The organism is Brevibacillus gelatini (assembly GCF_003710935.1).
GTDB classification, from domain to species: Bacteria; Bacillota; Bacilli; order Brevibacillales; family Brevibacillaceae; genus Brevibacillus; species Brevibacillus gelatini.
In genome coordinates this window covers 48,221-72,886 of record NZ_RHHS01000049.1, presented here as the reverse complement: position 1 = coordinate 72,886, position 24,666 = coordinate 48,221, and the positions used below count along the sequence as shown (strand labels likewise).

Annotated in this window: 21 protein-coding genes and 1 pseudogene; 5 read left to right on the top strand and 17 right to left on the bottom strand. The window is 52.0% G+C overall.

Annotated elements, in window-relative coordinates:
* A pseudogene (gene istA / locus EDM57_RS20055) lies at positions 1-1,101 on the bottom strand (IS21 family transposase); the annotation flags it as partial.
* Between the two features lie 263 nt (positions 1,102-1,364).
* Here istA and EDM57_RS23470 point away from each other — a divergent pair.
* The 3 genes from EDM57_RS23470 to EDM57_RS20045 all read left to right on the top strand — a co-directional run bounded on the left by EDM57_RS23470 (position 1,365) and on the right by EDM57_RS20045 (position 2,797).
* The gene (locus EDM57_RS23470) at positions 1,365-1,508 is read left to right on the top strand and encodes a hypothetical protein (protein ID WP_170163484.1); all 144 of its coding nucleotides are present in this window, start codon (positions 1,365-1,367) and stop codon (positions 1,506-1,508) included.
* Between the two features lie 13 nt (positions 1,509-1,521).
* Positions 1,522-2,544: a hypothetical protein gene (locus EDM57_RS20050; protein WP_148039128.1), complete on the top strand. Its 1,023-nt coding sequence runs from the start codon at positions 1,522-1,524 to the stop codon at positions 2,542-2,544.
* Between the two features lie 61 nt (positions 2,545-2,605).
* Positions 2,606-2,797 (top strand): hypothetical protein, encoded by a 192-nt coding sequence (locus EDM57_RS20045; RefSeq protein ID WP_122906467.1) that lies wholly within the window; start codon positions 2,606-2,608, stop codon positions 2,795-2,797.
* A 264-nt stretch (positions 2,798-3,061) separates the two neighbouring features.
* Here EDM57_RS20045 and EDM57_RS20040 read toward each other — a convergent pair whose 3' ends face one another.
* The 7 genes from EDM57_RS20040 to hppD all read right to left on the bottom strand — a co-directional run bounded on the left by EDM57_RS20040 (position 3,062) and on the right by hppD (position 11,735).
* Positions 3,062-4,129: a glycoside hydrolase family 15 protein gene (locus EDM57_RS20040; RefSeq protein ID WP_122906466.1), complete on the bottom strand. Its 1,068-nt coding sequence runs from the start codon at positions 4,127-4,129 to the stop codon at positions 3,062-3,064.
* A 178-nt stretch (positions 4,130-4,307) separates the two neighbouring features.
* Positions 4,308-5,126 carry an inositol monophosphatase family protein gene (locus EDM57_RS20035; RefSeq protein WP_122906465.1) on the bottom strand — a complete coding sequence of 273 codons (819 nt, stop codon included), beginning with the start codon at positions 5,124-5,126 and terminating at the stop codon, positions 4,308-4,310.
* A gap of 167 nt (positions 5,127-5,293) precedes the next feature.
* The gene (locus EDM57_RS20030) at positions 5,294-5,506 is read right to left on the bottom strand and encodes a CstA-like transporter-associated (seleno)protein (RefSeq protein ID WP_122906464.1); all 213 of its coding nucleotides are present in this window, start codon (positions 5,504-5,506) and stop codon (positions 5,294-5,296) included.
* On the bottom strand, positions 5,503-7,593 hold the full coding sequence (locus EDM57_RS20025) for a carbon starvation CstA family protein (RefSeq protein ID WP_122906463.1): 2,091 nt from the start codon (positions 7,591-7,593) through the stop codon (positions 5,503-5,505). The genes EDM57_RS20030 and EDM57_RS20025 overlap by 4 nt, the downstream gene beginning before the upstream one ends.
* A 309-nt stretch (positions 7,594-7,902) precedes the next feature.
* Positions 7,903-8,685, bottom strand: a complete 783-nt coding sequence (locus tag EDM57_RS20020) for a LytR/AlgR family response regulator transcription factor (RefSeq protein WP_122906462.1) — start codon at positions 8,683-8,685, stop codon at positions 7,903-7,905.
* Entirely contained in the window at positions 8,660-10,387 is a 1,728-nt protein-coding gene (locus tag EDM57_RS20015; protein ID WP_122906461.1) for a sensor histidine kinase, read from the bottom strand. The genes EDM57_RS20020 and EDM57_RS20015 overlap by 26 nt, the downstream gene beginning before the upstream one ends.
* A 256-nt stretch (positions 10,388-10,643) precedes the next feature.
* The gene (gene hppD, locus EDM57_RS20010; RefSeq protein WP_122906460.1) at positions 10,644-11,735 is read right to left on the bottom strand and encodes a 4-hydroxyphenylpyruvate dioxygenase; all 1,092 of its coding nucleotides are present in this window, start codon (positions 11,733-11,735) and stop codon (positions 10,644-10,646) included.
* Between the two features lie 219 nt (positions 11,736-11,954).
* On the opposite strand from hppD, the gene EDM57_RS20005 reads away from it, so the two are divergent.
* Positions 11,955-12,653 carry a class I SAM-dependent methyltransferase gene (locus EDM57_RS20005; RefSeq protein WP_122906459.1) on the top strand — a complete coding sequence of 233 codons (699 nt, stop codon included), beginning with the start codon at positions 11,955-11,957 and terminating at the stop codon, positions 12,651-12,653.
* A 53-nt stretch (positions 12,654-12,706) separates the two neighbouring features.
* Here the strand turns inward: EDM57_RS20005 and EDM57_RS20000 are convergent, their stop codons facing one another.
* From EDM57_RS20000 to EDM57_RS19990, 3 genes are all read right to left on the bottom strand, one after another.
* The gene (locus EDM57_RS20000) at positions 12,707-14,137 is read right to left on the bottom strand and encodes a hypothetical protein (RefSeq protein WP_122906458.1); all 1,431 of its coding nucleotides are present in this window, start codon (positions 14,135-14,137) and stop codon (positions 12,707-12,709) included.
* Positions 14,138-14,463: 326 nt separating this feature from the next.
* Positions 14,464-15,414, bottom strand: coding sequence for a methyl-accepting chemotaxis protein (locus EDM57_RS23945; RefSeq protein ID WP_122906457.1), 951 nt, complete (start codon positions 15,412-15,414; stop codon positions 14,464-14,466).
* A 21-nt stretch (positions 15,415-15,435) separates the two neighbouring features.
* Positions 15,436-16,191: a hypothetical protein gene (locus EDM57_RS19990; protein WP_122906456.1), complete on the bottom strand. Its 756-nt coding sequence runs from the start codon at positions 16,189-16,191 to the stop codon at positions 15,436-15,438.
* 86 nt (positions 16,192-16,277) lie between these two features.
* Here EDM57_RS19990 and EDM57_RS19985 point away from each other — a divergent pair, with 86 nt between their 5' ends.
* Positions 16,278-17,699: an RsmB/NOP family class I SAM-dependent RNA methyltransferase gene (locus tag EDM57_RS19985; RefSeq protein WP_122906455.1), complete on the top strand. Its 1,422-nt coding sequence runs from the start codon at positions 16,278-16,280 to the stop codon at positions 17,697-17,699.
* 189 nt (positions 17,700-17,888) lie between these two features.
* Here the strand turns inward: EDM57_RS19985 and EDM57_RS19980 are convergent, their stop codons facing one another.
* The 6 genes from EDM57_RS19980 to EDM57_RS19955 form a co-directional block, all read right to left on the bottom strand.
* On the bottom strand, positions 17,889-18,668 hold the full coding sequence (locus EDM57_RS19980) for a PD-(D/E)XK nuclease domain-containing protein (RefSeq protein WP_122906454.1): 780 nt from the start codon (positions 18,666-18,668) through the stop codon (positions 17,889-17,891).
* A gap of 39 nt (positions 18,669-18,707) precedes the next feature.
* Entirely contained in the window at positions 18,708-19,910 is a 1,203-nt protein-coding gene (locus EDM57_RS19975; RefSeq protein WP_122906453.1) for an ATP-binding protein, read from the bottom strand.
* Positions 19,911-20,188: 278 nt separating this feature from the next.
* Positions 20,189-20,431, bottom strand: coding sequence for a winged helix-turn-helix domain-containing protein (locus EDM57_RS19970; protein ID WP_246005861.1), 243 nt, complete (start codon positions 20,429-20,431; stop codon positions 20,189-20,191).
* A 226-nt stretch (positions 20,432-20,657) separates the two neighbouring features.
* A complete protein-coding gene (locus EDM57_RS19965) occupies positions 20,658-22,118 on the bottom strand; it encodes a DEAD/DEAH box helicase (protein WP_122906451.1) in 1,461 nt (486 codons plus the stop codon).
* Positions 22,119-22,392: 274 nt separating this feature from the next.
* Entirely contained in the window at positions 22,393-23,829 is a 1,437-nt protein-coding gene (gene pepV / locus EDM57_RS19960) for a dipeptidase PepV (RefSeq protein ID WP_122906450.1), read from the bottom strand.
* Positions 23,816-24,547: a GTP pyrophosphokinase gene (locus EDM57_RS19955; protein ID WP_122906449.1), complete on the bottom strand. Its 732-nt coding sequence runs from the start codon at positions 24,545-24,547 to the stop codon at positions 23,816-23,818. The genes pepV and EDM57_RS19955 overlap by 14 nt, the downstream gene beginning before the upstream one ends.
* Positions 24,548-24,666 lie beyond the last annotated feature (119 nt).

Sequence of the window (24,666 nt, the reverse complement as noted above, 5' to 3'; positions counted from 1 at the left end):
GTACTGGTTTTCGCAAAAAACAGTGGTGCGGGATCGATAGACCTTTTGATGTCGAGCAATACATGTGCCGTCGGCCCAGATTTCCACCCACCCATTCACTTCGCGAACGGTACTCTCACGTCCACTGTACCTCCATGGAACGCCATATCATACACCATCGTAGCTAACAAATCCGTCTCGGCTGACCTTTCTTGGTTCATGTAAGTATTTTTCCCACCGTTCAGTTGAAGGGATGGGCGACAGATTTTCCTCACGGAGTCGGTCAAAGGGGCGGTCGCCAGTTGTTCCATGAATACGGCGGTTAATCCGCTCGCACCAGTGTAGGGCTTGTTGATTGAGATCCTGTAAATCAACGAAGCGTTTGCCAGGAAGAAAATTGTTTTTTACGTATTGAACGCCTCGTTCCACTTTTCCCTTTGTTTCGGGGCGGCGAACTTTGCATACTTTTGGAACCAGTCCAATCGCTGCGGCAAAGTCGGCAAAAAGCGGATGCCAGCGAGGTTTTCGATCATCTCCCATGCCCAGTACGACGGTTTTCATCTGGTCGGTCAGCATGACTTTTGGGATACCTCCAAAATATTCAAAGGCATGAATCAAGCAACGAAGAAAGCTGTGAATGTCACAACGCTTCGTGAACTCGATATAGGTGGAACGAGAGTACCCCAGTACCATGACAAATACCGGCACTTTTCGGACGGTACCGTCCAAATCTACGTAATCACACAGTCCCCAGTCGACCTGTGCGTATTCACCGGGTTTTGTCTCGTAACGAAGAACAGCGGGAAGCTGTTTGGGAGGACGGAAATCCTTCACATAGTCTTTCAAGATGGTACGTACCCCGGTATAGCCCTTTTCTCGTAGAAGATCGAATAAAACCTCGCAGTTGTAGATACCTTCTTGAAGCCGTTCCTGCAGGAACGGTTTGAATGGATCAAGCTTGGAACCACGAGATTTACGGGTTCCCTTTTCGGGAATGAATTCACCCCGGAGATATCGGCGAACTGTATTTCGAGAATGCCCCGTTAGACGGGCAATTTCACGAATACTCTTGCCTTCTGCCCTCATGGTATGTAACGATATCACTATCCCACTCCTTAGCATGTGTCTCCCTCCGAAAATTAACTTGGCGGTTAATACCGAAGGGGATATATTCGCTAAGGGTGGGTCATTTTCTTTCCGGCGAACCTGGGTCAATTATATCTCGGCGGTGACATTAAAAAAGGGAGTATTTCCTCATCGTTTCAGTAACTTCCATAAGAATGTTGATAAAATAGAAAAAAAATACATCAAAAACAACTATTGACATACAACTTAATTGCATAATATATTTTGTGTATAAAATTACCAAAAAGGAGAGAGTTTCTATGAGCAAGTTTCGTACAGTATCTGCTTTTATTGTGACTGCGCTCTTGCTGACATCTAGCACACAAGCTTTACATGCAAAGGATTCTAAAAGCGTCGAGATCCTAAATAGTAGTAGTTTTGATTTTTTCAAAACAGGCTATTAATAAGATTAGTGCCTTGGAAGACTATAACCTAGAGCTAGATAATCCAGGAAAAAAGTTAAAGGCATTTAAGAAAGGTTCAGCCGCTGATGTAGTGATTGTTGATTTTAAAGAAAAAGAAGAGTTAACTGAGCTAGCAGATGACTACAAATTAGTAATTGGTATTAAAGAACCTGAAGATAAAGAGACTGATGTTTTACTCTATTGGGTAGGGAAAAATAAAAACGGAGTCAAAGTGTCTGGTAAAGACGAGATTTTTGTTGATATAGATGCTTATAAGAAAGAAAAAAAGAAGGATAAAAAGATAGTACTTCAAACTACCATTTTAGATTCGATGACAGATCACCTAGAATTCTTAGAAGAAGATGATACGGATGATGAAACTGCACAGGAAAACAGATTTTCACTTGCAGCAGCAACGGGAGAGTATGATTGGAAAAGCGTTGATTGGAATCAGACAGCTAAAATTTATCCACCTTATGGTAAGATACGCCTTAATTACCAAGTTTCAAAAGCAGTTAGCCTTGATTCATCAGACAAAGGACATTACATGTCAGCCTACTTGAATGCACAAGTTAATCCAGGAGCACAGCTTGCTAGGAGTAACGATGACTACGATGCTGATTACCAAGTCTATGAAGTTGAGTTAAGAGCTGAGCCAAAAGATTCAAGTAGAACACCATACGTTATGTTAGACCACGAACCCGTAAATACGGGTAAATCTGGTAGCACGTCCCACTCCGGTGGCTTGGGATTTGATATGAAAGGGGGAGGTTCCTTTTCTTACGCATATCAATTTTCTCAAAACTGGACTGATCTTGATTTAACAGACGACAGTGATGATTACGGAAAATGGATTTATAGTATTTATGGCAACTTACAAGAAGAAGTTGTTACAGTTAAAGGTGGAGCAATTTACAAAACTCCAACCAATTACTCAACTCATAACATGAATGTTTATGCTTATGTAACGTTTGATGGCCCATTTGTCAAACCCGTTCAAAGAACTGCAAATGAAAGAATTTCTATTAGGTGGTAATTTGTAGTGTACGAAAGTATGATAGACATACCTTTAATAGTATAGAAGGTGGTGTCACGTCGTGGAAAAGACAATTTCAGTCTTCTTAGCCTTTTTAATTGGATTTGTGTTCACAATGTTGCAGGTAGGAAGTGATTTGGATTTTCTTGAATTGCCAGTGATCATTCTGAATATTATCGGATTAATTATAATGGTAATATTCGGGGGAGCGTTACTCATAAGGGCTATTCAACTGCTGCTGAAAAATGACTGATTGGTCATAAAAGTAATTTTTCTTTACGACTGATACCGGACAGTCTGCCTTGAACAGGTGTTGTCCGAAAAAAGTGTTTTCTACAATCAAAACGCAAGAATGCCGTACAATGATATGCTCCCCATTAGGTAGACAGATTAAAAAATATAATCTGTTTATCAAATGGGGAGTTTTTATATGCTTAAAAATCACTTTCAGCAGAGATTAAAATCTTAGCACTTCAATATTTTGAAGAAGGTCGTCATACTCTCGAAGAAATTTACATCAGCATACACCAAGCTCCGCTGCCAAAACCAGAAACATCGCATGCGACCAAAGCAGCGGCAGGGCTGGTTTGCCTTCTTTTGCGACCCACAATCCATAATGTCCGGGTGACAGCAAATGCTCCTGCACCTGCTCCGGAAAGCCGCCCGGCTGGTGCTGGGAAGCGATCCACCCGAGCATTTTTTCTGCTTCCTCCCACCTGCCTGTACGCACGTAGTACCAGCCCAACCAGGCGGTTAACAGCAGCCACTGTCCCCCGCCGTAATACGTATCGGCAGCGTAGCGATGCACGCCATATCCCGCACGCAGCTCCGTCTCGATTGCTTGCACCGTCTTTTGCATGAGCGGATCATCCACCGCGACCACCCCGTACGGCAAAGCCAGCCAGAGCAAACTGGCATCCACTGCCTGGTCGCCGACTGATTTGATAAACCGCCCGTCCGCTGTGCCATGCTCCCGGATGAACTGGCGGATCGTCTCGGCCAGCCGGGCCAGCTCGAAAGCGCGCTCAGGCAAGAACGACTCCATCGCTTTGATCCCGCCGCAAATCGCGCCCAGCGTTACCGGGTGGATTCGATCTCCGCCCTCTTCCCAGCAATCAAAGTTGGGGAGCTGCCAGCACGCTGCGACGTAATCAATCGTCAGCTCAATCGAAGGCTTCAATTGCTGGATCAAATCATGCTCCCCGCTCATCCGCACGTGCTCCGCCAGCCCCCACAGCCATGTCCCGTAGCCATCGAGCTGAAAGCTGCCCCATTCGCCTGCCACTTCTTCGCCCTCTGCGGTAAAGCGCGTATGCAAGAAGTGGTTCTTGTCCGCATCGCCTGTCTTCGCTGCTGCAATGGCCGCTCTTGCCTTTGCCTCATGCTTTCGAATCACAAAATCGCACCAGCGGTAAAACTTGCGGGCGCTCTCATGCTCGCCTGTCCGATTCATCGCGTATGCTGTAAACGTTCCGTCCCGCAGCCACGCATATTGATAGTTCGCAAAACCGGGCGAAGCCATATACGCTCCGGTGCTCGCCTGGTGCTGCAAGATCAACTGGACACTTTCCCCGATCAGCGTCATGTTTATCCCTCCTTTTGGGACAAGCCGACTTCGTGTCAGGCGCCGTTGCGCTTCGTCGCCTGGCTATGCTGTTATAGCATATGCACCTGGCGGCCATCCCGCGCCATTTTGCCCTGCCAAAAAGGAAAACCTGCCGGATGCCCATGTCCAGCAGGTTTTGATTGGGTGTCTCTTCGTTTTACGATGGTACATCCATATTTTCGGATTTCAGGTAATGCTGCAGTTCCTCATAAAAAGTCGGGTTGCAGGCCATTACGCTGCTTTTTTGGTCGTAAGGCAGCGGGGTGCCCGTCATGGTCGTCACCCGACCGCCCGCTTCTTCCACAATGATTCGTCCAGCCCCGAAATCCCATGCATTGAGCGAAAGGCTCACGTAGCCATCCAGTCTTCCGGCCGCAACGTACGCCATCTCCAGCGCGGCACTGCCGAGAAGGCGCATTCCGCGCACTTTTCCGGCGAGCTTTTTCACGATCAGATCAATGCCCATCTGCTCAGCACGCTTGTTCCAAAACACACTCGTGCACAACAGCGCTTCTTCCAGGCTGACTGTGCGGTCCAGGCGCAGCGGACGGTCATTCAGATACGCTCCCTCGCCTTTTACCGCGTAAAATAGCTCATCGCGCGATGGATCGTAGACTGCTCCGACGAGGCCCTCTCCCTTATGGTAAACGGCAATCGAAACGGAAAAATTGATCTGCTGATGCACAAAGTTGGTCGTACCATCAATCGGGTCAATGACCCACAGCGTTTCGTACTTGGCTGGGTCTTCCGCAAAGGTCCTCTCTTCCCCCAAAATCCCGTGATCGGGAAACCGCTGCAAAATCATGCCGACGACATGCTTCTCCACTTCTTTATCTACAGCCGTAACAAGATCGGAGGCAGACGTCTTATATTCGACGGTAAAAGGTTCTTTCATTCGTTTCAGACTCAGCTCACCCGCTGAACGGGCGCATTGCAGAGCCAGCTCTTTTAGCGCCGCCAGAGTTGATGCTTGCACGCATATCGCCACCTAAAACTTGACTTTCTTTTTAGTGTACCATACTTTACCTGCGGTTACACCACAGGCAAAGCATGCGGGTTGGCCTGAATTTTTGTTCCACCCGTGAAAAAGGGTGCCTGACCGTCAGCCAATGACAGTCGTGGCACCCTCTTTTGGGAAACGAACTAGCAGCAGCGCGTCACTCCGCCTTTTTCAAACCGTTCGCGCAAGGCGTACATGTAATACTCGCGCTCGGTCATCGGGAAAATGCCTGGGGCCCCATGCTTTTCGTACCAGTGTTGCAGGTAGCGGTCGTAGTCAGGCATGCCGAAAACCGTTTTGATCGCTGAGCTGACACGCCGCAGCGCCTTGCGCATCTCTCTTAGCTTACGTTTCATGCGACATGGTGTCCTTTCTCGTCGATGACAGGCCCCTTGGACTGGATGTACGGCGACTCGTGCAACGGGTACTGTCTACCGCGCAGGATGTTGATCCACACCCGCGCTCCGTCGAGGATGATGCCGATGGTGATGACCATGAAGATTGCGCACACCGCTGCGTCAATCTGGTCGTTCAGGATCATTTTTTGCGCGGCCTCCACCGTTTTTACCCCGTTTGGCAGCGTGCCGGCATCCAGTGCCTTTTGGAAAGCGTCCGCATGGGCGAGGAAGCCGATTTTCGGATCAGCATGGAACAGCTTTTGCCAGCCTGCGGTAAGCGTAGCCGTCGTCAGCCAGGCCATCGGAACGAGCGTGACCCACGAATAAGCAGCCTTGCCCATTTTGAAAATCAAGGTCGTACCGACAGTGAAAGCAATTGCGGCAAGCATCTGGTTGGCGATACCGAACAGCGGCCACAAGGTGTAAATGCCGCCGAGCGGGTCCATGACCCCTTGCAATAGGAAGTAGCCCCAGCCAAGCGTAATGATCGCCGAGCCGATCAGGTTCCCCGGCAGCCAGTTGACCTGCTTCATTTTCGGGATCACGTTGCCGAGCATGTCTTGCACCATGAAGCGCCCTACGCGGGTTCCTGCATCAATCGTGGTCAAAATGAATACGGCTTCAAACAAAATCGCGAAGTGGTACCAGAACGCCATCAGCGCTTTTCCGCCCAAAATGCCGGAGAAAATCGTCGCCATCCCGATTGCCAGCGACGGAGCCCCGCCTGTTCGGGAGAGAATGGTCTTTTCCTGAATGTCATTCGCGAGCGTGGTCAACTGGTCAGGCGTGACCGTAAAGCCCCAGCTGTTGATCGTCGCGGCGGCCGCCGCAGCGTCCACCCCAATGGCGGCGGCAGGAGAGTTGATCGCAAAGTAAACGCCTGGCGTGAGGACACATGCCGCAATCATCGCCATGATCGCCACGCCGGACTCCATCAGCATCCCGCCGTAGCCGATCAGCGGCGCATGCGATTCTTTTGCAATCATCTTCGGTGTCGTGCCGGACGAGACGAGCGCGTGGAAGCCGGATACCGCCCCGCAGGCAATCGTAATGAACAAGAACGGGAACAAGTTGCCCGCAAACACAGGACCCGTCCCATCAATGAACTTGGTCAGGGCCGGCATGTGCAGCGGCGGCAGCGTCAGCACGATTCCCACGGCCAGCACGCCAATCGTTCCGACCTTCAAAAACGAGCTGAGGTAATCGCGCGGCGCCAACAGCAGCCAGACAGGCAAAACCGAAGCGATAAAGCCGTAAATGATAATCATCCACGCAAGCTGTACTTTGCTAAACGTAAATGCAGGGCCCCACGTTGGCGAAGCCGCGACAAGCTGGCCCAGCCAGAGGGAGAAGAACAGGAGCGCCAGCCCGATCAACGATCCTTCCATGACCCGTCCCGGACGAATGTAGCGCATGTACAGCCCCATCAACACAGCAATCGGCAGCGTCATGAAAATCGTAAAGGTGGCCCACGGAGACTCCGCGAGAGCGTTGACAACGACCATCGCCAAAACCGCAATCAAAATGACCATAATCGCAATGATTCCGACCAGGGCGAGCACGCCGCCAACCGGACCGATCTCTTCCTTGGCGATCTGTCCCAGCGACTTCCCGTTGCGGCGCATCGAGCCGAACAAAATGACGAAGTCCTGCACCGCTCCACCGAGCACGACCCCGACGATAATCCAGATCGTCCCCGGCAAATACCCCATCTGGGCCGCCAAGGTCGGGCCTACCAGCGGCCCCGCTCCGGCAATCGCGGCGAAGTGATGCCCGAACAAAATCCATTTGTTCGTCGGCACAAAGTCTTTTCCATCGTTGTTTACTTCTGCAGGTGTGGCCCGATTGTCATCCAGCCCCATAATTTTTCTGGCAATAAAACGGCTGTAAAAACGGTAAGCAACAGCATAAGTGCAAAATGCCGCAGTCAGCAACCAGAACGAGTTGACCGACTCTCCTCGATTGAGCGCGATGATGCCAAAGCCAACCGCGCCCAAAGCGGCAATCCCGCCCCAAATCAGGAGGGAGAGAAGCCATTTTTTCATTCAATTCGCCTCCTTTTTCGCTTCCATTTAAAAATTAAAAATTCAGGCAATTTACCTTACCACAAGGTATCACGAAGGAGGGCATGGCCAAAACAAAAAATGGCTGAACGGTACAAAAACAAGCACGAGATGCAACATAACCGTTTGAGTGAGATCGCATACAATGCTGTCACCGCCCTGCAAAGCAAAAAGCCCGTCAACCAGCACAAACTCTCTGTGCGAAAGACGGGTTTTTTGGCATCGGCAAAAGGCTTCCGGCCGGGGCCGGGAAAACGCATGCGCAGCGCGAACGAAAAAAATCCGCCCCGGCTAAAAGCCCAGCCGCTTTTTCAGCTCCTTCACAACGTTGCGGCTGACGGGCACCTCTGTCTTGCGGCTGTCCTGCATCACAAGATGAATCGAGCCTTTGAACCACGGAACCAGCTCAGCCGTTTTCGCCAAATTGACGATAAACGCCCGGTGCGTCCGGAAAAACTGCTGGCGCGACAGGCGGCTCTCCAGCTCCTGCAGCGTAAAGCTGGTGGCGTACTGCTCGCAGTCGGTGTAAATGCTCGCGTACCGCCCTTCCAAGGTGGCGAAGACGATTTCGTTCGGGTCGATCAGCATGATTTTCCCGTTTTTTTCCACAGGGACACGGCGCGGCTGCTGATCGGCCAGGAGCGTTTGCAGCAGGCTTTGCAACTGTTCCTCGGAAAAGCGCGCTGGCTCGGCTCGCGCTTTTTGCGCGTGCAGCAGCTTGCGGACGCGATTCATCGTCTTTTCCAGCCGCGTCTCGCTAAACGGCTTGACGATGTAATCGACCGCTTCTGTTTCAAAGGCGCGAACCGCATGGATTTCATAGGCGCTCGCGAAAATGATGACAGGCGGCTGCACCATCGACTCCAGAAGCTCCTGGCCTACGTCGACGCCATCCCGATCCTGCAAGTGGATGTCCAGGAAGACCGCATCCGGTTCCAGCTGCATGACGGCTTCAATGGCTTCTTCTCCGCTTTCCGCTTCCCCGATTACCGACACATCGGGAAACTGCGCAAGCAAATAGCGCAATTCCTCCCGCGCCGGTGCCTCATCATCCACGATGAACACTTTTAGCACTGCTACTCACTCCTATTGGCAATTGTATCGTACACGTCGTCCCATTCCCCGCGCTGCTCTCGATGACGATTCCATACGGCTCGCCGTAAATCGAAGCGAGCCTGTTTTTCACGTTGGACAAGCCGATTCCGGACAGACGCCGCCGATCGCTTTTTTGCGTCTGGGCGGGCACAAACGGGTCTGTGTCCATCCCGACCCCGTCGTCTGCCACTGTCAGCTCAAGCGTATCGTGCTGGACTTTTCTCGCGCGAATCTTGACCGTGCCCCCTTCGCGCTTGGGGAGCAGTCCGTGCTTGACCGCATTTTCCACGAGCGGCTGAAGAATCAGGCCGGGCACGGTGTACCGCTCCACGCCAGGCTCAATGTCGTATTCCACACGCAGCTTTTCGCCAAAGCGGGCCCGTTCAATCGCCAAATACGCCTCGATGTGCTCCAGCTCGCCAGCCAGGCTGACATAGCCGCCGGAATCGTGCAGGTTGCGGCGAAAATACTCGCCAAGGTGGATCAAAAGTTCACGCGCCTGCTCTGGCCGAAAGCGGATGAAGGACACAATCGTATTGAGCGCATTGAACAAAAAATGCGGGTTGATCTGCGCGTGCAGCGCTTTGATTTCCGCGTCGGCAAGCAGCCGTGACTGCTTTTCCAGCTCGGCCAGCTCCAGTTGGGTAGAAATCAGATTGCCCAAGCCGCGCACCAGCTCCAGATCGACTGCCGAGAGCATGCGCGACCGATCCTGATACAGCTTGAGCACGCCTGCGACCTCCCGCCTGCGCATCAGCGGCACGATAATCGCATAGCGCAAGGGGCAGTTTGCCTCCATGCAGCCGATCTCCTCTTTTGTCCGGGCGATCATCAGCTTTTTGCTCTCCAGCACTTCCCTGGTCGCCTTCGTGGAAATGCCTTCTCCTACCACGTGATGCGACGAGCCCGCGCCGACGTGGGCAAGCACGCAGCGCGTATCGGTAATCGCGACAGCAGCGACCCGTGTCGTGCGCAAAATTTCCTCCGCTACCTTTTTCGCCGATTCATAGTTCAAGCCTTCGCGCAAATAGGACAGTGTCTTGTCTGCGACCTGCATGGTCCGCTGCGCCTGGAGCGCGCCGATCCGGTCCTCTTCTTTTTTCACCAGATCAATAATGATAATCAGGATGGCGATGCCAAGCGAGTTGACGACAGACATCGGGAAGCTGATCGATTGCACGAGTGCCAGCGCCTCCTCGTAAGGCCGGGCTACGAGCAAAATAATGCCCATCTGCATCCATTCCGCCAAAAAGCCTACGACCAGCGCGGTCGTCCAGCCGATCTCCTGATTGCGGTTGCGGCGAAACTGGTAAATCAGCCCGGCCATGACCCCTTCGCTGATCGTGGAGATCGTGCAGGCCAGATCGGTAAAGCCGCCCAGCGAATAGCGGTGAATCCCTGCGACAAGGCCCGTCATCAGCCCGACCCAGGGGCCTGCGAGCAGTCCGGCTACTACCGTGCCGATGACGCGGGAATTGGCGATTGCGTCCTGGTACCAGATGCCGTTGTACGTCCCGAGAATCGAGATCGCAGAAAAAATAAGCACCATGACGGCCTTTTCCCGCCAGGTCGCCCGCTGGTTCAAGATGCTGCGGAAAGCCCGCACCCGCGTAAACAGCAAGGCGGCTACGATCAAAACAGCCGTCCGCTCCGCGAGCGGGATCATCAAGGACATATTCATCGGCTCACCTTCTTCGCACACGTTTTTTGGCCAGCTTGAAAATCGGCGGCCCTTTGCTTCATTATCTATAGCAGGCAAAGAAGTGGTCAAGCAAATTGTCAGAGTAGGCAGAATATGTCTCAGTGGCTGCCGGAAGCATGAACGCTCAAGCTGGCAGCCTTTTGGCTTTCGTCCCGCTGCACGTGAAAAAGCCGTCTGTTGTACCCAAGACGCACAACAGACGGCTTTTCAGATGTTGAGTGTATGAATCCCTTCGTTACAGGTTGCCGCGGCGCGCCTGCTCGCGCTCCAGCGCTTCGAACAGCGCCTTGAAGTTGCCGTTGCCAAAGCCGCGTGCCCCTTTGCGCTGGATGATTTCGATGAACAGCGTCGGACGGTCTACGATAGGCTTGCTGAACAGTTGCAGCAGGTAGCCTTCATCGTCTCTGTCGACCAGGACGCCGAGCTTTTTCAACGCTTCGATGTCCTCGTCGATTTCGCCCACGCGCTCCTTCAAGTCTTCGTAGTAGGTGTCCGGTACGGAGAGGAAGTCTACGCCGTTATCACGCAGTTTCGAGACGGTTTCGATAATATCGTTCGTCAAAATCGCGATGTGCTGCACGCCTGGTCCTTTGTAAAAATCGAGGAACTCCTGAATTTGCGATTTGCGGCGGCCTTCCGCCGGTTCGTTGATCGGGAACTTGATGCGGCCTGTGCCGTTTTGCATCACTTTGGACATGAGCGCGGAATACTCGGTGGAAATGTCGTCCTCGCTGAAGTTTTGCACAGCCGTGAAGCCCATGACCCGCTGGTAGTAGCCCACCCATTCGTCCATGACTTCCACGTTGCCCACGATGTGGTCGATACCGATCAGTCCGGTGCTCTCGCCTTTTACCTGAGATTCGTAGGCGGTATAGCCGGGCAAAAACGGACCGTTGTAGTTTTTCCGCTCGATGAAAGAGTGAATGTTATCGCCGTATGTGCCGATCACCGCTTTTTTCACGGTGCCAAATTCATCTGTGTACTCAGTCGGCTCCATGATCGGGATCGCACCGCGGGAAACCGCTTCGCGGTACGCTTGCTCACAGTCGTCCACGCGCAGGGCAACGTCTTTCACTCCATCGCCGTGCTTTTTCACAAATTCGGCGATTGGGTGTTCAGGCGTCAGAGCGCCGCTGACGACAAAAGTCATGTGCTTTTGCTTCAACACGTAGGAAACCTTTTCGCGCGAGCCTGTTTCCAGCCCGGCATACGCGACTGGCTCAAAGCCGAACGCTTTTGTGAAGTAATGCATCGCCTGCTTGGCGTTTCCTACATAAAATTCCACATAGTCCCAGTCCTGAATCGGGAAAAAATCGGTGTTGCTCATTTGTTTACCCCTCCGCTTTCATCATTTTTTCATTATTGTTACTCTTTTATGAATTGGGATTATTTTGTCGTTACCTTGAGATTACATTGGAAGCGCTTCCTCGTGCAAGAACACGGAATAACGCGAAAACGCTCAAACGCTTTCACTGATAAAAGTGCGCAACTGAGCGCCCGCTTGGTAGAATATAGGCAGAGCAAATCCGAGCAGGAGGTGGGGCAGTTGTCAGGTCAATGGAGTCAAGAGGCAGCCAGGCAGTGGGATTCTTTTGCCGCCGACTGGCACAAGCGAAGTGAGCAGATGTGGGAAAAAGGCAGCCGCAGCACGATTCTCCCCTTTTTCATGCGGCACGTCTCCCCTGAACAGGGACCGATTCTGGATGCGGGGTGTGGGGACGGCTATGCAAGCTGCAAGCTGGCCAGGCATGGCTATACGGTAGAAGGGGTTGACATTGCCGGGGAAATGATTCGTCTTGCCCAGGAGCGGAAACAGCATTTCCCGGAAAATGTTCATTTCCAGACAGCAGATATTGGCAGGCTGCCGTTCGCAGATGGTACGTTTGCAGGCGTGATGTCCATTAACGTAGTGGAATTTACGCCCGCTCCCTTGAAAGCGTTGCTGGAGCTGCGCCGCGTACTCGCGCCGGGAGGCATTCTCGTCCTTGGCATTCTGGGTCCGACAGCAGGACCGCGCGCCCACAGCTATCGGCGGCTGTACGAGGAAAACACGATTCAAAACACGATGATGCCATGGGAAGCGAAGCAGCTGGCCACAGAAAACGGCTTCGCGCTGCTCGCGGAGGAGCCGGTGTACAAGGAAGGGATTACCCCGGATATTGCGGGACGCTTGAGCGTGGAGCTGCAGGAGGCGGTCAGCTTTTTGACGTTGTTTGCCCTGCGGAAGCAACAGCAAAGCAACTGATCTTTTCTACGTCAAAAGGCTGCTGGACCGAGCGATCCGGCAGCCTTTTCTTTTTATTTGTAGGCGACGTTGTTTTTTTGCATCCAGGCGAGCTTGCTCGCTGCAAGCTGGGCAATCGTCGGCTCCTCTGTTCCGTAAAGCAGGCGGTACAGACGCTGGGTTTCGACCAGATCGTTGTAGGTCAGGTACGGGTAGTCCGCTCTCCCGAATGTGCCGTCGGGAAAATAAGCGTAGTGTAAATCGCCGTTTGCCAACAGCCAGCGGGTGCCCAGATTGACAACTCCCGCAAGCATCACGTCTGCCAGGTCTTTGTCTTCCTGATTGCCAAATTGCAGGTAGCTGCTGTACAAGAAATTGATTTCGGCCAACTGGTGGTTGAGCGAAACGTGTGTCCGGGCGGCGGGATTTTTCGCTGAAGCGTAATCAGCCACGAGCCAGCCCGTCTGTATCCCGTTCACGACGTAATGGTTGCTCGCTGCATGCTTGTGAAAATACGTCCGGTATTTTTGCGCCGACTGGCAGAACAACTCTTCCGTGTACTGGGCGCATCCGCGCAGCATCAAGTCTGCTGCTCCCGTGTTAAAGCGCGTATCGTAAAAGCCATCGGGAATGCCGTAGTCCTCGCTCAGCCACAGCGAGCGGGGCAGCGACTTCCAGTACCCCTCCGGCTCTTGCTGGAGCAGGCTTGTTTTCAACATCACATAGCCCATGTTGCGTGCGGCCCTGCTGCCTCCCGTGTACAAAAAGGAGCGCAAGACGTAATTTTCGGGAATTCGCCAATAGGCGTTTGCGGAAGTAGGCTCGTAGGTCGAGGGGCTTTTGTAGTAGTAGCCGTCATACAGCCACTTTGCGTTTTGCGTGACATCGAGCGCAAGCCAGATTTGGTCAATCGACTGCTCGCCCCACGGCACGAGTGGTTCCCTCGATTCCAGCGCCCACATCTCGCTTACATAGCCCGCCTTGATCGGCAGCCTGATTTCCAGAACGACGCCGCTCGCGTTTTTCTTGACCTGGATCGGCAGCGCCAGCTCTTTCTGTTCTTCAATGGTGCCTCTCCCTTTATGGACATAGACGATGGGCTCCCCGAGCCAAATGTATCGTCCCTCTGTTTCAACGAACCCGGAAGCAAGCGGCAGCTCCTTGACCTGATCCAGCGTCACAGATTTCCAATAGGCCTGCTTCGCGTCGTTGTACGCCCGGTAGCGAAACATCATGTTCTGGCTTTTGCCCTGAATCGGTATCGTAATCACGTATGGCTTTGCATTTTTCTTGCCGCTGATTTGCTGGCTCCAATACACATCTCCGTCGCCAAACACAAACTCTCGTTTTTTGTGTATCGCGCCGTTTGGCTTGCTGGTAGTTTCTTTTTCAACGGGCTTTTGCCAAAGGGGCACAGCATCGGAAGCAAAAGCCGGGCCGGGTAAAAAGGTGCTTACGGCGATGGCCGTCATCAAAAGGAGCAAAACGCTGATTTTTCTGACCATGTCATCCCCCTGTCCTGAAGAAAAACTCCTCCATTTCAATTGTTTAAACTGACTTAACTTTTGTATTAATATGTAAATGATACCAGATTATGCGCGACAAATCACCCTGAACTCCGCTTTTCTGCAAACGAATCAGGAGGGCGCGTGTTATTTTTGCAATCATCTGATAGTAATATCACTGCGTAATCGGTAGTGAAGGCGCGTTAGCCAGCTTGCGTTGCCGCCCTTTTTTGGCGAAGTTCTGGTTGTGGAATCAAAAAAAGTCCCTCACCCATAAAGACTGTGGCGAGGGACTTTCCGTTTCACTTTATCGCGAAAAAATGATATTAGGACAATACTTTTTTGACTTCCGTCACGGTTTTCTGCAAAAGCTGATCGACGACGCCTGCTTCTTTTACGTGTCCGATCAAATTGTCGCTCAAGTCGTCCAACAGGCTGCGCGCTTCATTGACCTGGCTGGAAACCTCGTCGGCAAAGCGCTTTTGCTGCTGGATAATCTCCATGACGCCTGCCACTTCGCTGTTGACTTCGTGGAATGCGCGGACGATTCCGTCCATTTTCTCGGACGCCTCCTTGCTGATCGACAGTCCGTTCTTGATCGCATTGCCGCTCTTCTCGCTGTTGGCGAGCGCTTCTTTTGTTTCCTCCTGGATTTTGCCGATCAGTTCGGCAATCGTTTTGGTTGAGCTCGCTGTCATTTCCGCCAGTTTGCGCACCTCATCCGCCACGACTGCGAAGCCTCGTCCTTGCTCGCCCGCACGCGCCGCCTCAATCGCGGCATTGAGCGCGAGCAAATTCGTCTGGTTGGCAATATCGCTGATAACCTTGACGATGCTCGTAATCTCCGAGGAGCGTTCTTCCAGCCGGCTCATCGAGCGGGATGTGTTCACCGATTCTTTTTCCAGCTGGCTCATGACCTCGACCACTTCGGTCATCGCCTTTTTCCCGGCCTCCGCGCGCTCCACCGATTCCTTGCAGATGACAGTCAGCCGTTCTCCGCGCACGGAGAGCTGGTTGGCAGACTCATCGTCTTTTTCGTTAACAGCCTGGATTTTCTCCACGACGTTTTTCATTTGGGTAGCCAGACGGGCAAGACCGTCATGCTGGGCATTTACCTCGTTGTGCTGGGAAATGATCGCTCCCATCTGTTCATACAGTCCGAGCAACTCGGTTTTCCACGCGTCTTGCTGTTGTGCTGTGTTCTCTGTTGCCAAGGGTGTCACTGCTGTCGCCGCTGTCTCTTTTGCCGCAAGTCCTTTGTCCTTTTTCCAAAACATCCGTTTCCCTCTCCTTTTTCTCTACTTGTCTCCCCGACGCGAATACACGCGGGATTCGACAATCCCCGGGTGCTGCTTCGCGAGACTCAGCAAATTTTCCAAGAAATAGTAGTGCCCCTCCAACAACTCCACGTCTTTGCGCTCAAAGCTTTTCACCTGCAAATACTGCTGCATCTCCAGGGCGTAACGCTCCAATCTATCGTAAAAGTCGTTGGCGCGAAGCATCTGATCCACTTCCGGATACTCTGTTTTTAACCGGGTGATTTCGCTGTACACCCTGCCGCCCTCCAGAATCATCTGGTAGGCCGTCCGTTCCAGTGAAGCAGCTGTGGCCGCCTCCTGCTCCTTACGCTCCTCGCGCAAAGCGGACAAGTACGTGATAAAATGGTAGACAGTTAAAAACAAAGGCCCTAAAAATAAAATGATTCCTGCTTTGTACACATGCTGATTGGATAAATTGCTGATGAGCAGGAAAAGGTGAAACAAGATCGCTCCCAACCATACATAGATGATGATCTGGTGATTGATCTTCCCTGCCTTTTGGTGGCGGGAAAAGGCAAAGGTTAGCCCGAGCAGGTAAAAGGCGAGCAACGTAAAGCTGGCTGAGAACAAGGCCATCTCCATATCGACAAGCCAGTCTGCATCGGCGGGAATTTCGATGAAGAATTCAAAAGCGAGCACCAGCAGTGAGAAAAGCAACCCCATGATCCAAAACCGGCTGACTTCCGAGTCGTTCCTCCGCCGGGAGCGGTATCGTTCTGCACGGGTCCCCTTCATAACAAGCTCTCACCTCATCTTCTATGATTCGCCATCATTCTGGCTTTTCCTTTTATATGCGGCCAAATTTGACAACGGAGGCGTTTATGACACAAAATCTACCAGAACTTTTCACGGAACGTATGAAACGCTTGCTGGAGCAGGAATACGAAGCGTTCATCGCTTCCTACGACCAGCCCGTCACGCACGGCTTGCGGGTCAATCCGCTCAAGGTCGCGCGTGAGCAGTTTCTTTCCCTCTCTCCGTTTGCGCTGGAACCGGTTGCCTGGTGCGCAAACGGTTTTCGCTACAAAGAGCAAGACCGTCCCGGCAAGCACCCGTTTCACGCCGCGGGCTTGTACTACTTGCAAGAGCCAAGCGCCATGTCTGCTGCCGAAGCGCTCGACGCCAAGCCAGGCGAGCGCATCCTCGACCTGTGTGCGGCTCCCGGCGGCAAGTCCACACAGCTCGCTGCGGCCCTGAACGGCGAAGGCTTGCTCGTTGCCAACGAGATTCACCCGGTTCGCGTGAAGGCGTTGGCGGAAAACCTGGAACGCTGCGGCGTGAAAAACGCGGTCGTGACAAACGAGACGCCCGAGCGGCTGCAGGAGCGTTTTCCACAGTTTTTCGACAAAATTCTCGTCGATGCTCCGTGCTCCGGCGAAGGAATGTTCCGCAAGCTGCCGGAAGCCGTGGAAGACTGGTCGCCGAACAAAGTGACGGAATGCCACCTGATGCAGCAAGATATTCTCGACGCCGCCAGCGCCATGCTAAAGCCGGGTGGAACGCTCGTCTACTCTACCTGCACGTTCGCTCCGCTGGAAAACGAACAGACTCTCGTCGATTTCCTGGCCCGGCATCCGGAGTTTACGATTGTCCCGCTGCCGCAGCCGGAATGGTTCGCTCCCGGTCAACCAAACTGGGCAACCCCTGCCTGCGAACAGCTCCGCGATACAGCGCGCCTGTGGCCGCATCGACTGCAAGGCGAAGGCCACTACCTCGCCAAGCTGCAAAAGAGCGCCGACGCGGACAGCGAGCCAATCTCAGCGGCTGGCAAGCGCAAGGAAAAACGAACCGCCAAAGCCGCTGCTCCCGCCGGACGCAAGGAAGCGCTGGCTGCCTGGCGCACTTTTGTCAAGGAAGCGATTCCGCAGCTCGCAGACGAGTTTGCCGACGAATCCGCCTTTGTCCTGTTTGGCGAGCAGCTATACTACTCGCCCATTCCCGGGATGGACTGGGACAAGCTCAAGGTCGCCCGCGTCGGCTTGCATCTCGGTACGGTGAAAAAAAATCGGCTGGAGCCTGCGCACGCGCTCGCGCTCTCCATCACGCCGGCCGAAGCTGCTCGCGTAGCCGACTACAGTGCTGACGATCCTGACCTGTTGCGCTATTTAAAAGGCGAAGCACTCGCCCGGGACGGGGCGAACGGCTGGACACTGGTCGCTGTCGACGGCTTTTCCATCGGCTGGGGCAAGCAGTCGGAGGGGCAGTTGAAAAATCATTATCCGAAAGGACTGCGTTGGGTGTAGAGATCAAAAGAAAAGCTCACTCACAGACCTCTGGTCAAATGGTTGTCCAAAAGAGGCAATTCCGCTAGCTTTTCATAGTTAGAAACATGGCTATATCAGCGTTTCTGCCAAACAAAAGGGGCGTCTCAAGTCGAAAAGCGACTTTTGAGGCAGCCCCTTATTCTATGGATTTTTCTATTGGCTCGTTTTCTAAATGGAAATAGGCTGGATCACGACTGTTTCGATTTGCTTTTCGTGTGTTTCCAGCGATTTCCTATATGCTTGGCAGAATGCATCGACGTTTGCGATTACTCTATGCTTGTCGTAGACGAAGAAGTAAATGTACTTTTCTTGATAATGAAAAGCATCAGAGCCGATTTGCTCGGTGAGCTCACGTTCCTGCATGGATGGACGAGAGCATTTTACTTCGATAACCGTTTCATAGGCATCAATAAAAATATCATAGCGATAGCTTTTATATCCCCCGTCCTGGTAAATTTCAGCCCTTGCCTCCGGGAAAATAGGACGGATCAATGAGTAAAGCATGCGCTGCACATCATACTCATTCCCGAGAACAATTTTTTGTAAATCCTTTCCTTTTAGCGTCCCTCCGCCATGTACAGGTTTTTGGTACATTTCCTGAATATGTTTGTGAAAATTGGAAAGGACTCTTCGAACAATGACATGGAAGTGCTCCACATCAATCTGACCATGGCTTCCACTACCTTTGAATAATCCTCTATTTATGTCATGAATCAAGTTTTCGAGATAAGTGATTCCAAGAAAATGGGAACCATTCTTGATCGAGCCAAAGGTTTGCATGGCAAAAGACTGTCCGATTGTCTGGTCAGAAAACAGGTTATCCAGAACTCTGGAAGTGGTCATTTTCCAGGAAGAAAATTGTTCCTCCAGGACGACTTTCCGGCCTTCGTCTATCTGCTCTTGAATTACTCTAACTGCATCCGCTTTACTTTGGACTAACTTAGTCAAGACGATCTCCCCTCCGGAATAATCCCGCGCCTACTATTTTCAGTCAAGCCTTCCCCAGCGTAAATAAAACAGGAAAAGAGGTTCTAATATATAGACCTTATCGTCTTTATATTCGAACACCTGATACATGGGTTCACTGGTTTGCATGATTGACTGTACTTGGTCAATTGTCGTTTTTATTTTTTTTCGATCAGGTTTATCTGCATCACTGACCATTGCGTCCATTCTTCTTTTTATTTCATCGATAGAAAGACTAACTTTCGGTGGGTCAACACTTATTGCCTTTAAAAGCAATTCGTACATATCAACTTGATTTCCACTGTTAATCGTGTAGGTTTTTCGCTTTTGGCCTCTCGGGTTGGGGCCACTTTTGAGCTTTCTGGCAACTTCTTTGTAAGAAAGGAGGTTCAGAGAAGTCATTTCATATGCTTTTTTTAGCATGGATGAATCAAGTTTCGGTTTGTCTATGTTATCTATATCAAGTAAAAAGCAGAGATTCAGGCAAATGGATTGCATGAGCTGCGGTGAAGATAAACTCTCCTGAGCCATGTCATTCGCTATCGAAGAATCGATATGCAAACCGAGTTTATCAAATCCGGTTACGGCAATTTCTCGCAATTCCTTCGTATTCCAAGGTTCAATATTAATCAAATTCAATCTACCGCTCAAATCTGAATTTTTCCTGATTGCATCATCAGATCGATGAGGTAAGGAGATGACCACTGTCTTAAAATATTTGCGTATGGCGTCTTTTAGCTGATAGGCTATTTCCATTTGCATGTTTGGGGAAGCGTAATGAAAATCATCCAACACGAGTACCCAATCATTTTCAATAAAATATTGAATGACTTTGTCTTTATTGGAATGATATTTTTCGGTTACGGCGGATGCTCTGCCTTCCCTTGTACCAGATAATCCCTGCCCTTGCATCGTTTTTTGCTCAGTTTGCTCACTTTCAAGCGGCAAACCAACTCTTCTGGCAATAGTTACCCAAAAGTCCTCCGTTTCCTTAAAATCACTTCCGGAAAAAGACTTCATTTTTTCAGTACCTATTACTTTTTCGCACAATACAGTTTTACCCGTTTTGGAAGGACCAATAATGGAGGTAAGAAAACCGACTGTGTGTAAAGATTGGGTGAGCCGAACCTCATAGGAAATATCAAATTCGGACGACTGCCGTGAAATATACGTATATTTAGGGAAAGCGCCAGGAATAAAGACTTCATTTGATTTTAAATTCATGTCATCACCCCTAAACTATTTGGAATATGTCATGATAAAAGTGTAGTCTATTCTCTCTTCATTATAATCCTTAAATTCAGCTAATTAAACACAGATAACAGCCTTTTCAAGTAAATACACCTTATTTCAGCAAAAATCATCTAAAAACCACATAAATTCATACGGAATATATCCTTTTCCACTTCGAAAATACCAATCAAATGACAACAAAGCCCGCACGCTCACCATGCCTGACACATGTTGCAGCTTGCGGGCTTTTCGCTTGTTTCCTGGTCATTCTAACGTCTTCCATCGCGAGACTTGTCGTCGACCACTGTCAAGGAGCCGTTTTTAATGTAGCGCATTATTTTTGATACAGAGATACCTGTCGCGTTGGCAATTTGCATCGCATTCGAATTCGGATTGCTGCGGAGGTAGTTGCGAATCATCCGATAGTCTTCCAGTTCGTTTTGGCCGCACACATGGCAACTGTATTCGTTCGGATTCATTTTGCTCCCGCATTTGAAGCACGTATCAATCATCATTCGTTCTCCTCACAACCTGTACTTTGTCGCAAAGGGTTCTCTCTACCAATATTTTACCTTCATTCTTCCAGGAGGAAAACACTATTTCACAACATCTTCATTTTTCGCCGCAAAAACTGCCCCGTAACAGCCAAGGAGCCTCCGGCAGCATCAGAAGGCTCCTTCTCTTTTTGACTGGCACATGTCAGGCGCAGCTCATGCGCTTGTCCCGCTGTCCCTTGCCCTAATTCTGGCGGAACGGTCTTGCCCCTTTGGCTCCGCGGCCTGCTTTGCCTCTTCCCGCTTTTTTGGCGTCAGCAGGCTTCACGGTCTTGCCTGCTTTGCGCGCGGCAATCGCCTCAGCCTTTCTGCGGTTTTTCTCATAGCGCATCTGGAGTTCTTCCAGTTCGCGCGCCAGCTTCTTTTTGTAGCCCGGCTTCACTTTGGCTTTTTTCTTCAAAGCTTCGCGAACAGGAGCAAACTCCTTCTCTTTTTCTTTTTGCTGCTCTTTTGCCTGTTTGGCGCGCAGCTCGATGAAGTGGGCTTCCCGCTCCAGTGCCCGCTGGCGCCGGCCTGCATCCAGATGGCGGCCAGGCTCCAGAATGCGCTCTTCAATCGACGCCTTCGTCGCTTTGGCGAAGCGGCTCATCAAATTTTTCTGGCGCGGCGAAATGAGCGAGATCGCTTTTCCGCTCTGTCCGGCGCGCCCTGTCCGGCCTACGCGGTGAATGTAGCTCTCCACGTCATTTGGCAAATCGTAGTTGATGACGTGCGAGACGCCCTCGACATCCAGCCCGCGCGCGGCAATATCCGTCGCCACCAGATACTGGAAGCGCATCTCGCGGAAATGCCGCATTAGCTGCTCGCGCTTGCTTTGCGACAGGTCCCCGTACAACGCTTGCGCCTGAAATCCGTTTTCCTGCAGACGGGCAGTGAGCTGCTGCACGCGCACTTGCGTATTGGCAAAAACGATGGTCAAAAACGGCTGCTCCTGCTCCAGAACGTCCACGAGCGCATCCGTCTTGTCGCTTTGGTTGACGACGTAGTAAAACTGCTCGATTTTTTCCACGGTCTTTTGCTTGCCTTCGATTTTGATGTGCGGCGGTTGCTTCATGAAGCGATGGGCCAGCCGCTTCACCATATCCGGCATGGTTGCGGAGAACAGCAGCACTTGACGCTGGGAAGGCGTATGGACGATGACTTGCTCTACATCCTCCAGAAAGCCCATCTCCATCATCTTGTCGGCCTCATCCAGCACGAGCGTGGAAATCCGCCCGAAGTGCAGCGAGCCGCGCTGCATGTGATCCAGCACGCGCCCTGGCGTTCCGACGACGATGTGTACAGTCGATTTCAGCTTGCTCAACTGTCTGTCAATGTCGGTTCCGCCGTGCAGCGACAGCACATTTACATGTAGATGCTTGCCCAGCTTTTCCACTTCTTTGGCGATCTGAATGGACAGCTCGCGCGTCGGGGTGAGAATCAGCGCCTGAATGTCGCGCTTGCCCGCATCCAGACGGTTCAGGATCGGAAGCATGAACGCCGCTGTTTTCCCTGTTCCGGTCTGCGCTTGTCCAATCACGTCTTTTCCTTCCAGAATCAGCGGAATCGCTTCCTCCTGGATCGGGGTCGGTTCTTTATAGTACAGGTCTTGAATCCCTTGCATCAGCTCCGGTCGAAAGCCAAAAGACGCAAACGATTTTGCCATCAAATCCACTTCCTTTCACACGCGGTCTTCCGTTTCACGCACCCTGACCTGCATGGACAGCGGGTGGGAAGAAATCGGGCTTGCGGTATGAACCCGTTTTCGGTAACAGTCCTTGCGAAATCCTATCCTACCTATACTAAAGGAGTCGAATCAAAAATACAACCAAACCGTTTGATCCCGTTTCGATCTTTCCCGGAATCCGCCAACTGTTTAGCCGCACAAAAAAAGCAGAGGATGCAAGCCTTACGCTGCATCCTCTCTTTACCTGTGCTGCTTATTTTGCCAACTCGTAAATGGCTTGCGCATAAATCGCAGTCGCCTTGACGAGATCGTCGACCAAAATGTACTCGTCCCGCTGATGGGCACTGTCCGGACGCCCCGGAAACAGCGGTCCGAACGCTACGCCGACATCCAGCGAACGGCCGTAGGTGGCACCGCCGATAGCGATGATGCCCGCCTCTTCGCCTGTCTGCTCGGTGTACACCCGTTGCAGCGTTGTTACCAGCGGATGGCTGGGGTCTACGCGATGCGGCGGCAGATGCTCCACGACTTCCAGCTCGAACGCGGCCTCGCCAAAGCGTTCCACGAGAATCTCCGACCATTTTTCAAACGAGATCGAGTGCGGGTAGCGAATGTTCAGGCGGAACAGCGCGTCCCCTTCCGCTTCGTATTCCAGCACGCCCGTGTTCAGCGTGAGCGCACCCATTTCCTCGTCGTCATGGGCGATTCCGAGCGCTTCCCCGCCGTGCTGCCTGTGCAAGTAGCGGTCTGCAACCTCTGTGTACACGGCTGCGCGCGCATCGAGCACGAGTGTCCGCAGGAAGTAAATCAGCTCCGTGCCTGCATTGACGCCTTTTTTCGGGTCCATTCCGTGTACGGAGACACCCTCCATGTGCAAGACGACCAAACCGTCCTTCGCTTCCGCCTGCCCCTTCAAGCCTGTCTGCTCCAGGTGTGTGCGGTAGCGGTCGATAATCGTCTGGCTGTCAGCGGACAGCGGCGCAAGAGTCGCCACCGCTTTGTCCGGTACCATGTTCATGCGCAAGCCTGCCTGCAATGAAACAAGCCTGGCTTCCGCCTGCTCCGCTGCAGGCTTGCCGAGCTGTTGGAACGCGGCATACGTCTGGCGCAAGGTCAAATCCGTGAGGCCCTTTTCCGCGTAAATCAATGGAAAATCAGCGTCAGGCGTGAAGCCCATCGTCGGCATTTCCTCGGTTTCAAAGTACGTCTTGACGCACTGCCAGTTCGACTCTTCGTCCGTGCCGAAAATAAAGCGCACGCGCTTGGAGAGCGGCAGTCCCAGGCCCAGGACCACTTTGGCTGCAAAAATCGCCGCCATGGTCGGCCCTTTGTCGTCAATGGCTCCGCGCGCCACCAGTTTGCCGTCCACGATCTCGGCCGCAAACGGCGGCGTGCTCCAGCCATCTCCCTCCGGCACGACATCGACGTGGCTCAAGATGCCGATCAGCTCTTCGCCTTGCCCGAACTCGGCATGGGCGGCGTATCCGCGCACATCCTTAGTCGTCATCCCGGCTCTTTTACATACGTCCAGGGCAAAGTCCAGCGCGGCGCGGATGCCTTCGCCAAACGGCGCTCCCTCGCGAGCGGTAGCGGGATCAAGCACGCTTTTGATCCGCAAAAACTCCTGGGTGGTGGCAATCAGCTCATCCTTGAGCTTGTATGTCTCCTCTAGCCAATTAATGGTCGTCATGTTTGGTTTCGTTCCTTTCATTTTGGCCGCCGTCCATGAGTTCGGCATCGACGTCCAGATCCAGCTCTACCAGGGAGAGCAGCGATTCCATCGGCACTTCCTTTTTCGTAAACTCGGCCTGTGCTTCCTTGATCTCGTCGCGAATGTTGTTCATTTCGCTGTCCAGCTTGTACGATGCCTTGGCAGCTTCAAACAGGCGCTGGCGAATGTTCGACGGGATGATTCCTTCGTATTTGTAATTCAGCGAGTGTTCAATTGTCGCCCAAAAGTTCATCCCGAGTGTACGAATCTGGATTTCCACAGGAATCGTCACCTGTCCGTCCGCCATCATGATCGGGTATTCGACCGCCAGATGATAGCCGCGATAACCGCTCTCCTTAGGCTTGGAAACATAGTCTTTTTCCAAATAGACGCGCATGTCGCCGCGCTTGCGGATCATCTCCACCACGGCGGGAATATCGTCGATAAACTGGCAGATGACGCGAATACCCGCGATGTCCCTGATCTCCCAGCATATATTTTCATCAATCGGAAATTGCAGGCGATTCGCCTTGTTGTAGATGCTCGGTATGGATTTCACCCGCCCGACGGCAAACTCAATCGGAGAATGTTCCTTGCGCTTGCGGAACTCGTTGCGGATATTTTTAATTTTGACTTTGATTTCTTCTACAGCTTGCTCGAACGGCAGTAAATAAAGTTCCCAATCCATTTTGTGCACGCTTACGTCCCTCCGGCCCGAAACTCTCCATCATTGTTATCATTCAACATTTTGTGTGAGATATCCTGCCAAAATGCAAAAAGAGCCGGGAAAACGAACATTTCCCGGCGCGTTCCGCA

Coding starts and splice junctions, on each gene's coding strand:
- EDM57_RS23470 (WP_170163484.1), top strand. CDS start 1,365: ATGAGCAAGTTTCGTACAGTATCTGCTTTTATTGTGACTGCGCTCTTG.
- EDM57_RS20040 (WP_122906466.1), bottom strand. CDS start 4,129: ATGACGCTGATCGGGGAAAGTGTCCAGTTGATCTTGCAGCACCAGGCG.
- EDM57_RS20030 (WP_122906464.1), bottom strand. CDS start 5,506: ATGAAACGTAAGCTAAGAGAGATGCGCAAGGCGCTGCGGCGTGTCAGC.
- EDM57_RS20025 (WP_122906463.1), bottom strand. CDS start 7,593: ATGAAAAAATGGCTTCTCTCCCTCCTGATTTGGGGCGGGATTGCCGCT.
- EDM57_RS20015 (WP_122906461.1), bottom strand. CDS start 10,387: ATGAATATGTCCTTGATGATCCCGCTCGCGGAGCGGACGGCTGTTTTG.
- hppD (WP_122906460.1), bottom strand. CDS start 11,735: ATGAGCAACACCGATTTTTTCCCGATTCAGGACTGGGACTATGTGGAA.
- EDM57_RS20000 (WP_122906458.1), bottom strand. CDS start 14,137: ATGGTCAGAAAAATCAGCGTTTTGCTCCTTTTGATGACGGCCATCGCC.
- EDM57_RS23945 (WP_122906457.1), bottom strand. CDS start 15,414: ATGTTTTGGAAAAAGGACAAAGGACTTGCGGCAAAAGAGACAGCGGCG.
- EDM57_RS19990 (WP_122906456.1), bottom strand. CDS start 16,191: ATGAAGGGGACCCGTGCAGAACGATACCGCTCCCGGCGGAGGAACGAC.
- EDM57_RS19985 (WP_122906455.1), top strand. CDS start 16,278: ATGACACAAAATCTACCAGAACTTTTCACGGAACGTATGAAACGCTTG.
- EDM57_RS19975 (WP_122906453.1), bottom strand. CDS start 19,910: ATGAATTTAAAATCAAATGAAGTCTTTATTCCTGGCGCTTTCCCTAAA.
- EDM57_RS19970 (WP_246005861.1), bottom strand. CDS start 20,431: ATGATTGATACGTGCTTCAAATGCGGGAGCAAAATGAATCCGAACGAA.
- EDM57_RS19965 (WP_122906451.1), bottom strand. CDS start 22,118: ATGGCAAAATCGTTTGCGTCTTTTGGCTTTCGACCGGAGCTGATGCAA.
- pepV (WP_122906450.1), bottom strand. CDS start 23,829: ATGACGACCATTAATTGGCTAGAGGAGACATACAAGCTCAAGGATGAG.